Source organism: Streptomyces sp. NPDC088745, assembly GCF_044751045.1.
Taxonomy (GTDB): Bacteria; Actinomycetota; Actinomycetes; order Streptomycetales; family Streptomycetaceae; genus Streptomyces; species Streptomyces cremeus.
Map to the genome: position 1 here is coordinate 243,521 of NZ_JBIVLB010000006.1, position 15,300 is coordinate 258,820.

12 protein-coding genes are annotated in these 15,300 nt (G+C 74.8%); 4 read left to right on the top strand and 8 right to left on the bottom strand.

All coding sequences use genetic code 11. The annotated features are described in order from the left end of the window. The first annotated feature begins 37 nt into the window (after positions 1-37). On the top strand, positions 38-595 hold the full coding sequence (locus ACIP93_RS18555; protein WP_401760200.1) for a DM13 domain-containing protein: 558 nt from the start codon (positions 38-40) through the stop codon (positions 593-595). Here the strand turns inward: ACIP93_RS18555 and ACIP93_RS18560 are convergent. The 8 genes from ACIP93_RS18560 to ACIP93_RS18595 form a co-directional block, all read right to left on the bottom strand. Further along, on the bottom strand, positions 570-1,685 hold the full coding sequence (locus ACIP93_RS18560; RefSeq protein WP_401760203.1) for a sensor histidine kinase: 1,116 nt from the start codon (positions 1,683-1,685) through the stop codon (positions 570-572). The genes ACIP93_RS18555 and ACIP93_RS18560 overlap by 26 nt on opposite strands. A gap of 9 nt (positions 1,686-1,694) precedes the next feature. Next, positions 1,695-2,438, bottom strand: a complete 744-nt coding sequence (locus tag ACIP93_RS18565) for a response regulator transcription factor (protein ID WP_401760206.1) — start codon at positions 2,436-2,438, stop codon at positions 1,695-1,697. 121 nt (positions 2,439-2,559) lie between these two features. Beyond that, a complete protein-coding gene (locus ACIP93_RS18570; RefSeq protein WP_345219643.1) occupies positions 2,560-3,549 on the bottom strand; it encodes a hypothetical protein in 990 nt (329 codons plus the stop codon). Further along, complete coding sequence (locus ACIP93_RS18575) at positions 3,546-4,826, bottom strand: MFS transporter (RefSeq protein ID WP_401760209.1); 1,281 nt, start codon at positions 4,824-4,826, stop codon at positions 3,546-3,548. The genes ACIP93_RS18570 and ACIP93_RS18575 overlap by 4 nt, the downstream gene beginning before the upstream one ends. Beyond that, complete coding sequence (locus ACIP93_RS18580) at positions 4,826-6,175, bottom strand: discoidin domain-containing protein (protein ID WP_345219645.1); 1,350 nt, start codon at positions 6,173-6,175, stop codon at positions 4,826-4,828. The genes ACIP93_RS18575 and ACIP93_RS18580 overlap by 1 nt, the downstream gene beginning before the upstream one ends. A gap of 185 nt (positions 6,176-6,360) precedes the next feature. Next, complete coding sequence (locus tag ACIP93_RS18585; RefSeq protein ID WP_401760212.1) at positions 6,361-7,374, bottom strand: glycoside hydrolase family 5 protein; 1,014 nt, start codon at positions 7,372-7,374, stop codon at positions 6,361-6,363. 453 nt (positions 7,375-7,827) lie between these two features. After that, a complete protein-coding gene (locus ACIP93_RS18590; protein ID WP_401760215.1) occupies positions 7,828-9,105 on the bottom strand; it encodes a cytochrome P450 in 1,278 nt (425 codons plus the stop codon). A 152-nt stretch (positions 9,106-9,257) separates the two neighbouring features. Continuing rightward, positions 9,258-9,722, bottom strand: coding sequence for an SRPBCC family protein (locus ACIP93_RS18595; RefSeq protein WP_401760218.1), 465 nt, complete (start codon positions 9,720-9,722; stop codon positions 9,258-9,260). A gap of 226 nt (positions 9,723-9,948) precedes the next feature. On the opposite strand from ACIP93_RS18595, the gene ACIP93_RS18600 reads away from it, so the two are divergent. The 3 genes from ACIP93_RS18600 to ACIP93_RS18610 all read left to right on the top strand — a co-directional run bounded on the left by ACIP93_RS18600 (position 9,949) and on the right by ACIP93_RS18610 (position 15,103). Further along, the gene (locus tag ACIP93_RS18600) at positions 9,949-11,586 is read left to right on the top strand and encodes an FAD-dependent oxidoreductase (protein WP_401760221.1); all 1,638 of its coding nucleotides are present in this window, start codon (positions 9,949-9,951) and stop codon (positions 11,584-11,586) included. Between the two features lie 25 nt (positions 11,587-11,611). Further along, the gene (locus ACIP93_RS18605; protein WP_345219649.1) at positions 11,612-11,782 is read left to right on the top strand and encodes a hypothetical protein; all 171 of its coding nucleotides are present in this window, start codon (positions 11,612-11,614) and stop codon (positions 11,780-11,782) included. A gap of 141 nt (positions 11,783-11,923) precedes the next feature. After that, positions 11,924-15,103 (top strand): amidohydrolase family protein, encoded by a 3,180-nt coding sequence (locus ACIP93_RS18610; RefSeq protein ID WP_401760225.1) that lies wholly within the window; start codon positions 11,924-11,926, stop codon positions 15,101-15,103. The last annotated feature ends 197 nt before the right edge of the window (positions 15,104-15,300 follow it).

Here is a 15,300-nt window from a genome sequence, read left to right on the forward strand (position 1 = left end):
GGCCCGGCCGTCCCGGCCCAGCCCCCCTGGAGTCCCCATGCCCGCGCCCGCCGCACGCCGCCGCCCGCTCGTCGCCCTGCTGGTCGTCCTGACCGTGGCCGCGGGGGCCGCCCTCCACGCCTTCCAGCCCTGGAAGGCGTTCACCACGACCACCGTGAACGAGGCGCTTCCCCCCGCGGCGGCCGCCCCCACCGCCCCCGGCCCGCCGGGCACGACGCCCGTCCCGGGCACGGCCGGCCCCGTCGACCTCGCCCGGGGCGATTTCGTCAGCCACGAGCACACCACCACGGGCACCGCCCGCACGGTCCGCCTCGCCGGCGGCGCCGGGACCGTGCTGCGCCTCGAGGGCCTCGCGACCTCGGAGGGCCCGGACGTACGGGTCTACCTGTCGCGCGAGGACGCCGAGGGGGCAGAGAGGAACCTCGGCGAGGGCGCGGTGGAGCTGGGCGGGCTCAAGGGCAACCGGGGCGACCAGAACTACGCCGTCCCGGCCGGAACCGATCTCTCCGCCTACCGCAGCGCCGTCATCTGGTGCGAGCGCTTCTCGGTGTCCTTCGGCGCCGCCGACCTCACGCCCCGGCGGTCGGCAGCGTGATCTCGAAGCAGCAGCCGCCCGGCACGTTGCGGACCTCGGCCCGCCCGGAGTGCGCCTCCACGATGCCGCGCACGATGGCCAGGCCCAGACCCGCCCCGGCCGGCGGGGTCCGGGCCGCGGTGCCGCGCCAGCCGGTGTCGAAGACCCGGGCCAGGTCCTCGGCCGGGATGCCGCCGCAGCCGTCCGTGACGGACAGGACCGCCCCGGCGGCCCGCTGCTCGGCGGCGACCGTCACCGTGCCGTCGGCCGGGGTGTGACGGATCGCGTTGACCAGCAGGTTCGCCAGCACCCTGGACATCTCCCGGCCGTCCACCTCCAGCGGCACCGGATCGACCCGCTCCCCGACGAGCCGCACCCCGTGCTCCCGGGCGAGCGGATCCGTCCCCTCCAGGACCTCGCCGACCAGGTCGTACGCCGACATCCGGACCGGTTGCAGGGCGAGCGCGCCGGCGTGGATGCGGGAGAGCTCGAACAGGTCGCCGACCATGGAGTTGAGCCGGTCCACCTCGGTGCGGATCTGCCGGTGGTAGCGGGCGGTGTCCTGCGCGACGCCGTCCTCCAGCGCCTCCGACATGGCGCGCAGACCGGCCAGCGGGGTGCGCAGGTCGTGCGAGATCCAGGCCACCAGCTCGCGCCGGGACGCCTCCAGGGTGCGTTCGCGTGCGCGCGCCCCGGCCAGCCGGGCGGCCGTCGCGGCGAGCTCGGCGCTGAGGGCGGCCAGCTCGGCGGGCGCGGCCCCCGGCGGCGGCGGGGTGAAGGTGCCGCCGTCACCGAACTCCCGCGCCGAGTGCACGAGTTGCCGGGTGCTGACGACGAGGCGGCGGCCGAGGGCGAGCGCGGTGAGGAGCGAGACCCCCGCCGCCATCGCGACGACCAGCGTGACCACGTAGAGGTCGTGGGGGGACAGGAACATCGCCCAGGCCACGGCGAGGGTCCCGGCGAGCATCGCGCCCACCGCGACCGCCGCCACCACGGCGAGCGACACCGCGACCGAACGGCGGCGCAGCAGGTGCAGGACGGCGGCGCCCAGCAGTCCGGCCCCGGCCGCGCCGAGGAAGGCGTAGAGGGCGATGATCAGGATGTCGCGCACGGGCGGCCCTCAGCTCTCCGCCGTCCGGGGCCGCGGCGGGTCCTGCATCCGGTCCCGCGGTGGGAGGTGCGGCGGGTCGAAACGGTATCCGGCGCCCCAGACCGTCTGGATCAGCAGGGGGCGGGCCGGGTCCTCCTCGATCTTGCTGCGCAGCCGCCGCACATGGACGGTGACGGTGGAGAGGTCGCCGAACTCCCACCCCCACACCTCCCGCATCAGCAGCTCCCGGCCGCACACCTGCCCCGGGTGCCGCAGGAAGTGGGCGAGCAGGTCGAACTCCCGCTGCGTGAGGGACAGCTCGCGCCCGTCCTGGCGGGCCCGCCGCGCCGCCGGATCGAGTTCGAGGCCGGCCGCGCGCAGCACGGGACCCGGCGCGGGGGGCCGGGAGGCGCGGCGCAGCACGGAGGCGACCCGCAGGACCAGTTCGCGGGGGCTGAACGGCTTGGTCACGTAGTCGTCGGCCCCCACCTCCAGCCCGAGGATGCGGTCCTCCTCGCCGCTGCGGGCGGTCAGCATGATCACCGGAACGGGTCCGTCCGCCCGCAGCGTGCGGCAGACCCGGAGGCCGTCCATGCCGGGCAGCATCAGGTCCAGGACCACCAGGTCGGGCCGGCAGCGGCGGGCCGCGGCCAGCGCACCGGGCCCGTCGGCGGCGCGGTCCACCGCGAACCCGGCCCGCTCCAGGTATCCGGCGACCACCTCGGACACGGTCGGGTCGTCGTCCACCACCAGCACCCGCTGCACGTTCCCCATCCGCACAGCCTCGCATCCGCGCGGGCGGGGAGGCGCACGCGGGCGGCCGCAGCGCGCGGACGTCCGCGTTCCGTAAGGACTTCCGCCCCCGGCCCGCCGTCGTGGGCCGGGGGCGGCCGGGTCAGCGCACCGCCACCGGGGAGGAGGCGCCCGGGACGGAGAGGCGGGGAGCGCCGGTGCCGTCGGCGGGGGTGGTCCACAGGTCGCTCCTGCGGCCGTCCTGTCCCGGCAGGGCGTACCCGAGGGTGGCGTCGTCCAGCCAGGCGGCCTGGTCGTCGACGCTGCGGGTCTCGGCGAGCGCGTGCTCGCGCAGGGTCGCCAGGTCCAGGACGTACAGCTGCCAGGGCTTCGAGGGGTCGTCCCTGACCTTCTTCTTGAAGGCGATCCGGGTGTTGTCCGGCGACAGCGAGGGGCATTCGACGTTCGTGCGCAGCGCCTTGGCCGACCACTTCCGCAGGTCGCCCTCGACGAGGTGGGTCCTGCCCTTGGTCGAGACGGTGGCGTAGAAGCGGTTGTCGTCGCGGGCGAAGGTCACGCCCCAGAAGTTGACGTCGGGGGAGTGGTGGCGGACCCCGTCGATGGTCAGCGGGATGCCTTCGATCGACTTGACCAGGAACCCGGTCCGCAGGTCCAGGACGGCCGTCCGGGTGGAGAAGGCCGACGTGGCGTAGGAGTCGCCGGTGGCGAAGGTGGTCCAGGCCAGGACGTTGCCCGAGGCGGAGACCCGGGCCCGGTTGGGGATGCCCGCGACGGTGACCCGGCGGACCTCCCGCAGGTTCCGGTCGAGGACGACGGCGTGCGTGCGGGCGGGCACCCCGGGCAGTTTCCGCAGGCACAGGGCGTGCTGCCCCGCCGCGTGGAACCGGTCGCAGGAGGGCCCGCCGGTCTGCGCGGACGCCTGGCCGGCGACCCGGCGCGCGACCCGGCCCGAGTCCCCCTCGCGGAAGTACAGGCCCGGCGTGGCGAGGGTGAACGAGGCGTCGGCCTGCACCTGGCCCGCCGGGGCCTGGCGCTCGCGGGCGTGCAGGACGTAACCCAGCGAGCCGCCCCCCAGCAGGAGCACGGCGGCGACCACCAGGACCAGACGCAGTCGCCGGTTGCGGAGATTCATGACGCCTCCGGGGCGGCAGAGGGAGCGGGAGCGGAGGAGGTGGGCGGCGGGGAGGGCGGCTGCGGGGAGGCGGGCAGCACGCGCCACGCCGCGACCAGGGCCGCCGCCAGGACGGCCGCCGCCGTCGCCAGGGCGGGCCCCGACCCCCAGAAGGTCCAGGCCGCGCCGAAGCCGGCCGCGCCGACCAGCCGGGCCAGGGCCTGCCCGGTCTGCAGGATCGCGAATCCGCTCGCCCGGCCGTGCGCGGGCAGCACGGGACCGGCGAGGGCCATCAGGACGCCGTCGGTGGCGGCGTAGAAGATGCCCAGCAGAGCGAGGACGACGACGAGCGTCGTCCAGGTCACCGGGCCGAGCAGCACGGCGTACGCGCCGAGCAGCGCGGCGTGCCCGAGCAGGAACGGCACCCGGCGTCCGGTCCGGTCGGCGATCCGGCCCGCCGGGACGCTGAGCAGCAGGTAACCGACGGCGGCGCCGAGCGGCAGCAGCGGGAACAGGGCGGGCGGGAGGTCCAGGCCCTGCTGGAGCAGCAGGTAGAGGAAGGCGTCGCCGATGGTGGCCGCGCCGAGCAGGGAGGCGGCGTACAGGATGCGCCGGAAGGCGGGGTCGCGCAGCGGCCGGTGGGTGGCGGGGCGCGTGCGGACGGGCGGGCCGGCGGGGGCCGCCGGGACGTACATCACGAGCAGCAGTACGCCGAGCAGGCCCACGCAGAAGCTGACCACGAACACCGCGTCGTAGGCGTCGGCGGTCGCCCACAGCACGGCGAAGGCGACCAGGGGGCCCAGCAGCGCGCCGGTGGTGTCCATCGCCCGGTGCACGCCGAAGGAGCGGCCCAGTTCGCCGGGCGGGGAGCTGAGCGAGATCAGGGCGTCCCGGGGCGCGGTGCGCACGCCCTTGCCGAGCCGGTCGGCGGCGAGCGAGGCGGCGATCCCGGCGGTGGCGCCGCCCGCGAGGAGCAGCCCGAGCCGGGAGAGGGCGGAGAGCAGGTAGCCGGCCCCGGCGACCCGCTTGTGCCGGCCCCCGCGGTCGGCGAGCCGTCCGCCGAGCAGCCGCACGAGGGCGGTCGCCCCGTTGAAGAGGCCGTCCAGGAAGCCGAACTGGAGCGGGGTGAGACCCAGACCGAGGACCAGGTAGAGCGGCAGCACCGCCGTGACCATCTCCGAGGAGACGTCCGTGACGAGACTGACCGCGCCGAGTGCGATGACGGTGCCGGGCACGCGCCGCCGGGCCCCTGCGGGGCGGGGCGGCGCGTCCGGGCGGCCGTTGGCTGCCAGGTACATCAGTGGCAGCTGTACTTCGGGCTCGTGTCCTTCACCTTGCCGTCGACGCCGATGTAGCTCCAGGCGTAGCCGGTGTCGTCGAAGTCCATCTTCAGCACGCCGTAGGGGCCGCTGATCCGCTTCTGGCTGTTCGGCTGGATCTCCTCGATCGGGTAGGGCTCGGCGCCGCCCATGCCGCCGACGATCTGCACGATCCCGTCGGCCTTGGCCTTGCCCTCGGGGTCCTGCGGGGCGAACCGCTCGTAGTGGTGGTCGTGGCCGCCGAGGACGACGTCGGCCTTGGCGCCGTACAGGATCTTCCACACCGGCTTGGAGACCAGCTCGTTGCCGTGCCCGCCGGAGGAGAAGAGCGGGTGGTGGAAGTAGGCGGCGATGCACTTCTTGCTGTTGGCGGCGAGGTCGGCCTTCAGCCAGTTGATCTGCTCGGCCTTGTCGAAGGAGTTGGAGTCGAGGGCGACGAAGTGCCAGTTGCCCTCGTCGTAGCTGTAGTAGCTCTTGCCCTTCGGGTAGGCGATGGAGCCGAAGTAGGACTTGTAGCCGGAGAGGGAGCCCGCCGGGTCGTACGTCTCGTGGTTGCCGGGCACCGGGCGGGTCTTGGCCTTGAAGGCGCCCCAGGTCTTGTCGTAGTAGGCGCGGAAGTCGCTCAGGCGGGCGTCGTCGTACTGGTTGTCGCCCATGGTCAGGTAGAACTTCGGGTTGAGCTGCTGCGCCAGCTTGGCGGTCTTGGGGTGGGCGCAGTTGCTGTCGGACGCGGTGCACTGGGCGGCGATGTCACCGGCCGCGACGACCGTGAAGGCGCCGGTGGGCGGCGGGGTGGAGTCGAGGGTGCCGTACACCTCCGCCTCGAACAGCGAGTAGCCGTACTCGGTGCCGCGCGCGGTGCCGTACACGCGCAGGTACCTGCCGGTGCCGGTGAGGGCGGTGAGGTCGTCGGTGCCGCCGTTTCCGGCGGTCTCCTGGGCGATCGTGGTCCAGGCCACCCCGTCCGCCGACGTCTCGACGCGGTACGCCTTGGCGTAGGCGGCCTCCCAGACCAGCCGGACCCGCGAGACGGAGGCGTTGGCGCCCAGGTCGATGCGCAGCCACTGCGGGTCCTTGCCCTCGGCGCTGGCCCAGCGGGTGGCGGGGTCGCCGTCGACGGCGTTCTCGGGGCCGAAGGAGGAGGACTCGTCGGAGGAGGACGTGGTGGCCTTCCCACCGGAGATGACCGGGTCGGCGGCGGCCGTGGCCGGGCCGGGAAGGGCGAGGAGGAGCCCGCCGACGAGGGCGAGCAGGGCGGTGAGGGAGAGGAGGAGGGTGGGGGTCCTTCCGGGGGAAGGGGGGAGATGGGCTGAGACGTTCAGGCGCATACCTGGACTCCCTGACGTGGGGCGAGGAGAGCTGGAATGTGTGCGGGCCGCCGTCCCGCCCGCCGGGGCGGGCGGGACGGCGGAACGGCGGCCGGGTCAGAGCTCTCGCTGAGCGCGTCATGCCCGTCGCAACGCGGGCACCGCGCCGAGCCGCCGTACGTCGAAATCGGTGCTGGTGGTGCGGATCAGGCGCGGATCTTGCTCCGGATCCAGACGCCGGCTTCCTTGAGGACGGACGTGCCGGTCCACTTGTCGTCGGTGTCGCACACGCCGTCCTTGAAGACGGCGCCGGAGCGGTGGTCGTCGGAGTAGTTCCAGTTGACCCAGGAGATCTTCTTGCGCTTCATGAGGTCGAGGTACTTCTGCGCCATCGCGAAGTCGTTGGCGTCCTCGCCCTTGTAGTTCTGGGTGCCGAACTCGGTGACGAAGACGGGCAGCTTGTCGGAGGCCCGGTCGAGCGTCTGCAGGTACTCCTCGCGGTGCGAGGCCGCGTAGAAGTGGAAGGTGTACATGATGTTCGAGGCCCGTACCGGGTTGTTCACCACCTCGGACTCGTCGGAGTCCTCGGACACCCCGAAGGACGACCAGGCGCGCGTTCCGACGAGCACCACCGAGTCGGGGTCCTTGGCGCGGATGACCGGGATGACCTGCTCGGCGTAGGACTTGACGCGCGACCAGCTGACGCCGGACGGCTCGTTGGCGATCTCGTAGAGGACGCCGGGGTGGTCCTTGTACTTCTTCGCCATGGCGGTGAAGAAGGTCTTCGCCCGCTCCAGGTTGTAGTGCGGGTCGCCCGGCTCCAGCATGTGCCAGTCGATGATCGCGTACATGCCCCGGGCGAGGGCCAGGTCGACGAACTTCTGCGCGCGGGCGGTGAACTTGGCGGGGTCGTCCTCGTAGCCCTCGTCCTGGACGTACGTGGAGACGCGCAGGACGTCGGCGCGCCAGTCGGTGGCGAGCGCGTCCATGGACTTGCTGGTGACGCACTGGGGGAACCACTGCGTGCCGTGGGTGCTCATGCCGTTGAGCTGGACGGCCTTGCCGTCGGCGTCACAGAGCTGGGTGCCGCAGACCTTGAGGGGACCGTTGATCGCACGGGCCCCCGGTGCGGAGGAGGAGGAATCCCCCGCGGGGGACGCGGAGGCGGTGCCGGAGAGGGCCAGCAGGACGGCCGCGAGGGAGCCGCTGGCCATGGACATGACAGATCGGGCGGACCGGCGCATCACGAACTCCAGGTGTGGGGTGAGCGTGTGTTCCTGGCGTGAAAGCTAGGGGTCCGCCCAGGCGGCGTCAAGAGTGTTGGGAAACCTTCCTAACGATTAAGCGGAATATGAGGAGTTGCTCGTGGGCAGCAGAAAGCCCTCCTGAACCCGGCGCGGGGGGAGGGCTATTGGACTCCGGGAGATCGCCGCGCTCGGCGGGGCTCCCCCTCGTTCATTTCGTGTACACCGGACGACGGGGTCACCCGCCGTCCGCCGGTCGCCGTACCGACACGGAGCACCGGCACGCTCAGGTGCGTCCGCCCCCCCCGCGCACCCGCCCGGCCGGGGCGGCTGCACGGGGTGCGGGCCCGGCGGGACCCCGACGGCTGCGCCTGTGCGCCCGTCCCGGCCGGGCGCGGTGCGGAACGCGCCCCGCGCCCGGCCGGCGCGTCATCCGGCTGCGTCGGTCTCCCGCGCGTTCGTCCGTACGTCCGTGAGGACGAAGCCGCTGCGCGGCCGGGTCGGCATCCGGTTCAGGGGGATGCGGAGGTCCTGTTCCGGCACGTCGTACGCCAGCCGTGCCAGCCGCGGCGTCAGCGTCGCCAGCACCGCGAGCGTCACGTCCTCGCCGGGGCAGCGGTGCCCGGTGGCCGGATCGCCGCCGCCCTGGGGGACGAGTTCGTCCCGGCCGGGCGCCCGGTCCAGGAAGCGGCCGGGGTCGAAGGCGTAGGGGTCGGGGAAGAGCGCCGGGTCGTGGTCGTGGCCGTAGAGGTCGAGGACCACCATCGTGCCGGCGGGCACCGGCCGGCCGTCCCACTGCGCGGTGTCGGCGGCCAGACCGGCGACGAAGGGCGCGAAGGGGTAGAAGCGGCGCACCTCCTGGGCGAACGCCAGGGCCCGGGCCGGGTCCCCCGCGGCGAGCCGCTCGCGCTGCTCGGGCCACCGGTGCAGCGCGTGGGCGGCGAACGCCACGTACCAACTGACCGCCACGGTGGGCCGGATGACGTTGAGCACCTCGACGGCCGCCGTGTGCGGGTCCAGCAGGGCGCCGTCGGCGTCCCGGTGGTGGGCGACGGCGGCGAATGCCGTGGCAGCCTTGACGGACGGTCCGCCCGTTTCCGTCCCGGTCCCCGCCCGCCGGCGCTCGGCCGTCACGAGTTCCGCGATCCTGGCCTCCTGCCTCGCCCGGGCCCGGCGGGCGCGGAAGTGCCGGGGACCCGCCGTGGCGAAGCCGTCGACCATGGCGACCAGGTCGGCGGCCAGGTGCCGCGAGCCGTCCGGGCCCGCGGGCAGGGCGACGCCCGCCCAGTCGCAGACCGCCCGGGTGATGATCTCGGACACCTCGTCGAAGAGCACCACCCGGTCCCGGCCGGGCCACGCGGCCACCGTCCGGTCCCACTCGCGGGCCAGCCGGTCGGACAGGTCCCGCAGCCCGCCCGCGTCCTTGAGCTCGGCCATGAAGAGCGACTTGCGGACCCGGTGGGCCCCGCCGTCCAGGGTGTGCACCGCGCCCCGCCCGAACAGGGTGTCCAGGAGCGGCCCCGGCAGGGCGCCCTCGCGTACGACGTTGTGCTCGTCGTAGAACCAGCGCACCGCGTCCGGGCCGTGCAGGGCCAGCGCCCGGCGCCCGGCCAGCCGCGTGTGCACGGGCCAGCTCCCCTCGCGCCGGTGCCGGTCGGGCAGCCAGGCGTAGCCCTTCAGAAGCAGGGGCAGGGTGCTGTCCATCATGCGTTCTCTCTTCTCGTGCTCGTCGTGCATTTCGTGCTTGCCGTGCTTGCCGCGCACGGTGTGCTGGTCGTGCTCCCGTGCGACGGACCCGCGGGGCGCCGGGGGCGGGGCGGCGGAAGGCGCGCCGCGGCCCCGGCGCCGGAGCCGCGGCGTCAGACCCGGGCGTCCCGCCCGCTCCGGTCCGGGCTCGCCCCCTCCACGGTGCGGGCCAGGCGGCCCAGCAGACTGCGGTGCCGCAACTGCATCAGCGCGTCCAGCGCCCCGTTGTGCAGCGCGCCGCCCACGCCGCGCAGCGGGTGCTCGTCCAGGGTCACCAGGGTGTGTTCGCCCCACGGCCTGATGTCGAAGGCGATCCGCGCGGTGCCCAGCGGTCCGCTGTACGCCTCCAGCTCCAGGGAGTGCGGAGGCTCGTGGCGGCGCACGGTGGTGTGCCCCTCGAACTCCTTGCGGCCCAGGCGCACCGTGTAGCGCAGGGTCGCCCCCTGCTGGGGCCAGGCCCCGGTGCCCGGGCGGGTGGAGTACGTGCCCACCACCCATTCCTCGTAACGCGACGGGTCGCTGAGCACCGCCCACAGGGCGTCCGGCGGGCGGCGGATGAGCTGGTGTCGGACGGCCATGTGTCCTCCTGGATATCGGCTGGTCGTCGGCCGGTCGCGGGGGGACCGGCAGGCCGGGTGCGGCACTCGCCGGGTGCCCCTGTGGTCCCGGTCTACTCGCCCTTCCCCCGGTCCGCATGCCGTGTAGGTGCGCGAGACGTGGGTACCCCGCTGTGGCACAGTCGAAAGTGGCTTCCTCCCATTGGGGGAACGCCGGCCCCCGGGCAACGATGGCAAGGAGCGGCTCATGAGCACGGAATCGCCGGACTCCGGTTCGTACTGGATGGAGTACGGGGCCGGCGCGGCGCATCCACCGCCCTCCGGCCGCGTCGAAGCGGACGTCGCCGTGATCGGCGCGGGCATCGCCGGGATCTCCACGGCCTGGGAGCTCGCCCGTGCCGGACGGTCGGTGGTCCTCCTGGAGGCCGGCCGGATCGCGTCCGGCGTGACGGGACACACCACCGCCAAACTGTCCGCCCTGCACGGACTCGCCTACCAGCGGGTGCGGAAGTCCCGCGGCGCGGACGCCGCCGCCCGCTACGCGCGCTCGCAGAGCGACGCGATCGGGCGGGTGGCCCAGGTCTGCGAGGAACTGGGGATCGACTGCGACTTCGAACGCGTGGCCGCCTACTCCTACAGCGAGACCGGCGAGCAGGGACGCGCCGTGGTGGCGGAGGCCGAGGCCGCCCGGGCGGCGGGACTGCCCGCGACGTACGTCACCGAGACCGGGCTGCCGTTCCCGGTGGCGGGAGCCGTGCGGGTGGAGGACCAGGCCCAGTTCCACCCGCGCAAGTACCTGCTGGCCCTCGTGGCGGACCTGCGGCGGCAGGGCGCTTCGGTCTTCGAGGGAGCCAGGGTGACCGGCCTGCACGAGGGCGACCCGTGCCGCCTGACGCTGGCGGGCGGGTCCGTGGTGCGGGCGCGCGAGGTGGTCGTGGCGACGCACTACCCCCTCTTCGACCGGTCGCTGCTGTTCGCCCGGCTCACCCCGCACCGCGAACTGGTCGTGGCGGGGCCGATCCCCGCCGCGCAGGACCCGCACGGCATGTACCTGACCCCGGAGGGCTCGACCCGCTCGGTGCGCACCGCGCCCTACGACGACGACGAGGACGGCGGGAGCCGCCGGCTGCTGATCGTCACCGGTGAGAAGTTCACCCCGGGCGCCGGCGGGGTCGAGGAGCGGTACGCGCGACTGGAGCGGTGGACCGCCGAACGCTTCCCCGGCGTACGCCTCACCCACCGCTGGGCGGCCCAGGACAACGAACCCTCCGACGGCGTGCCCTTCGTGGGCAGGCTGCATCCCGGCGCGCGGCACACCTGGGTGGCCACCGGGTTCAACGGCTGGGGGATGAGCGGCGGAGTGATGGCCGGCCGGCTGCTCGCGGCGCGCATCACCGCGAAGGAGGGCGACGGCGGCGGGACCGGCGTGTCCGGGCAGGACGTCCTGTCGTGGGCGGACCTGTACGACCCGGTGCGCCTGAGCCCCCGGCACGAGGCGCCCTCCGTGCTCAGTACGTCGGCCACGGTCGCGGCGCACTTCGTCGGCGACCGGCTGCCGCACCGCACCGGCTCCGTCGAGGACATCGCCCCGGGCGGCGGCGCGGTGGTACGGGACGGCAAGCGGCACCTCGCGGTGCACCGCGACGACACCGGAGCGCTGCACGCGGTGGCGGCCCGCTGCACCCACATGGGCTGCCTGGTGCGGTTCAACGACGCCGAGCGCACCTGGGAGTGCCCGTGCCACGGGTCCCGGTTCGGGGTGGACGGCGAGGTCCTGCAGGGCCCGGCGGTGCATCCGCTGGCCCGTGCGTCGCGCGTCGGGCAGGCCGATGCCGAGGACACCGGCCGGGCCGCGCCCGCCCCGGAGCCGGACGCGTCCCCCTGACGCACGCCGCACGGCCCCGACCCCGGTGACCACACCCCGCACTTCGCCGGGGCGGCGAGCAGCACCACGCGCCCGCGCCGTGCTGCTCGCCGCCGCCGGGGCCCCGGCCTGCACGGCCGCGGACGTACTGGAGGACCCCGCCGTCCGCGAACACGCCTGGGCCGCCCACGAGGAGACGGCCCGCACAGACGCCTGACACCCCCTCAAGCCCCGTCGCGGCAGCGTGCGGGGTCGGCCGGAATGAGCCCCCGCCCGCCCCGCCTCATGGACGCCGGGCCCCCCGCGGCGTTTCCTGGTGGGGCACGTGCGTACACCTGAGACCCCAGGGGGAGTCACCTTGCCGTCCCTGCCCCGCCGCACCTTCCTCCAGGCCGCCACCGTCACCATCGGCGCCGCCGCCGTCGGCGCGGCCCCGCCCTCCGAAGCCCTCGCGGACCCCGGGGGCCCCACCCGGCGCGTCCGCCTCGACGCGGCCACCAACGGCTCCGCCACCGCCCACCGCGGCCACTACGTCGCCGAGGTGCAGAACGTCCTCTGGTCCTTCCGCGACGACGGCCGGCCCGCCCGCGCCCTCACCCCGCCCGACCTCGAACCCGTCCGCCCGGTCCTCTCGCCCGACGGCCGCCGCATCGCGGTCTCCGGCTACCGGGGCGGCCAGTTCCACCTCTGGCTGCTGAACGCCGACGGCACGGGCCTGCGCCGCCTCACCGAAGGCCCCTGGGACGACCGGAGCCCCGCCTGGTCCCCCGACGGCACCCGCCTCGCCTTCTCCTCCGAACGCGGCGGCGACCCCGTCACGGGCAGCCCGTACCGCATCTGGACGGTGGACGTCGCCGACGGCACGCTGCGCCAGCTCACGGGCCTGAACGGGCAGCCGGGGCCCCACCAGAACAAGCCCTGGGAGGACTTCGACCCCGCCTGGAGCGGCGACGGCTCCCGGGTGCTCTTCGTGCGCGGCACGGTCGAGGGGACGGCGCTCCGGTCCCGTACGATCGCCGCCGTCCCCGCCGACGCCGGCCGGGCGGGCCCGGTCGCCGTCGTCCACACCGAGCCCGCCTCCGCACCGCCCGGCGGGCTCCTCACGCCCGCCGTCTCCCCGGCCGGCCGCACCGCCTGGCTGCGCGCCACCGCCACCGGCACGACCACCCGCTTCCAGCCCGTCACCCTCGTCGTCGACGGCCGGAACGTACCGGTCGAGGGCTCCCTCGCGGCCGTGCCGCCGCGCTGGCTGGACGACGAGCGGCTCCTGCTCACCGTCGACGGCCAGTTCCAGATCCTGCGCCCGCACCGCGACCCCGCCGGGCGCACGGTGCCGTTCACCGCGACCCTGCCCGTCCACCGGCCGGCGTACCGGGTGAAGCGTTACGACCTGGAGCCGCGCGGCACCCGCCGCGTGCGCGGCATCCAGCAGCCGGTGCTCGCCCCCGACGGCCGCTCCTTCGCCTTCGTCGCCCTCAACTCCCTCTGGATCCAGCCGACTTCTGGGCGGTCGGCCGGGCCCCGGCGGGTCCTGGAGGCCGATCCGTCCACGTACCTCCAGGGTCCCTCCTTCAGCCGTGACGGCCGGTGGCTGCTCTACGTCGACGACCGCGACGGCCTCAACGCCGTACGGCGGATCGAACTCGCCACCGGGAAGAACGAGCTGCTCGCGCCGGGCGGACGCACCCATCCCGCCCTCTCGCCGGACGGCACCCGGCTGGCCTGCCTGGACATGGCCGGCGGCCTGGTCGTCCGGGACCTGGCGGGCGGAACGGAGAAGGTGGTGGCCGCGCCGCTGGGCGGCGGCGGACTGCCCGGCCCGCCGAGCTGGTCGCCGGACGGACGCCACCTCGTCTACGCCGACCGCAACCGGCTCAACTTCCGCTTCCGGGAGGGGTACAACCTGATCCGCGTGGTGGAGGTCGCCACCGGCGCCTCCCGCCTGTACCCCGTCGCCCGCTTCGCCTCGCTGTCCGACCGGTACGCCTCCGGGCCCGTCTGGTCGTACGACGGCCGGTGGCTGGCCGTGGTGAGCGAGTCCGCGCTGTGGGTGCTGCCGGTGCGCGCCGACGGCAGCCCGGCGGGGGAGGCCCGGCAGATCGGCGACCTCGGGGCGGACCATCCGAGCTGGGGCGCCGACAGCCGCACCCTCCTGTACCTCGCCGAGGGAAAGGTCCGGCTCACCACCCGCGACGCGGCCGGTCCCGGGCGCGTGCTCCCGGTACGGCTCGACTACCGCAGCTCCGCGCCCGCCGACGTGGTCGTGCACGCCGGACGGCTCTGGGACGGCACGGCGACGGACGGCCGGGTGCGCACCGACGTCGACATCCTGATCCGTGACGGGCGGATCACCGCCGTCGAACCGCACCGGGCGGGCCGCCGGGCCGGCCGTTTCGTCGACGCCTCGCGCCAGACCGTGCTGCCCGGCCTCTGGGACGCGCACACCCACCCCTGGCAGTACACGTACGGGGCGCGGCAGACCGCCGTCTCGCTCGCGTACGGCATCACGACCACCGTGTCCCTGGCCGGGTTCTCCTACGAACAGGCCCGGCTGCGCGAGGACGTCGTCGCCGGGCGGCTGGCGGGCCCCCGGCTGCTCACCACCGGCGAACTCCTCGACGGCTCGCGCGTCGCCTACAGCATGGGCCGGGCGCACCGGACGCGGGAGGGGCTGCGGCGCTCGCTCGCCCGGGGAGCCGCCCTGGACTGGGACTTCGTGAAGACGTACGTCCGCTCCCCGCAGGACCACATGGAGCAGGCGGCCCGCTTCGGGCACGAGCGGCTGGGGGTGCTGTCCGGCTCCCACCTCGTGTCGCAGGGCCTGCAGAGCGGCGAGGACCTGACGAGCCACCTCGTCGCCACCGAGCGCGCCGAGCAGGGCCACGGGGCGACCAGCGAGGGCTTCACCTACGCGGACACCGTCGCCGCCTACACGCGGGGCGGGCTGAAGCTCCTCGCGACCCCCTTCGTCGCCTCCCCGCTGCTGGGCGACTTCCCGGAACTGGCCGACGACGCCCGGGTCACGGCGATGATGCCGCCGTGGGACGCGGCGGCGGTCCGTGCCAGCGCCGCCGAACGGCCGACCGACGTCCAGCGGCTGGCGCTGCGGCGGGAGCTGGCGACGTACCGGAGGATCGTGGACGGCGGCGGGCTGATGGCCATCGGCACGGACACCCCGATCACCCCGGTCGGACTCACCCTGCACATCGTCCTGCGCGCGATGGTACGGGGCGGCTTCCCGGCGGCGCAGGCCCTGCGGTCGGTGACCCGGGCCCCGGCCGAACTCTTCGGGGCGGACCGGGACCTGGGCACGGTCGAGCCCGGGAAGCTGGCCGACCTGACGGTCGTGGACGGCAACCCGCTGGTCGACTTCGACGACCTGGTGAAGGTGAGCGCGGTCCTCGTGGGCGGGCGGCCGCACACCCGGGCGGCCCTGGCCGCGCCGTACCGGCAGCGGAGCGCGGCCGCCGCGGCGCGCGGCGCGGAGTCGCACTGGGAGGCCGTCCGGCACCTGATGGAGGAGGGCGGCTGCTGCTGAGGGGCCGTCACCGGGCGGGTGGACACGGGGAACCGCCCCGGGGCGGGCGGACAGCGGATCCGTCGCCGGGCGGGTGAACAACGGCCGTCCTCGGGTCGAACTCAATTTTCCGCCCCGTGTCAGGAACCGTCCCGCCGTGCGGACCCTCATGATCGGTGAGGGGCGGGCGGGGCCGCGTTCGACGGCCGTCCTCCCGG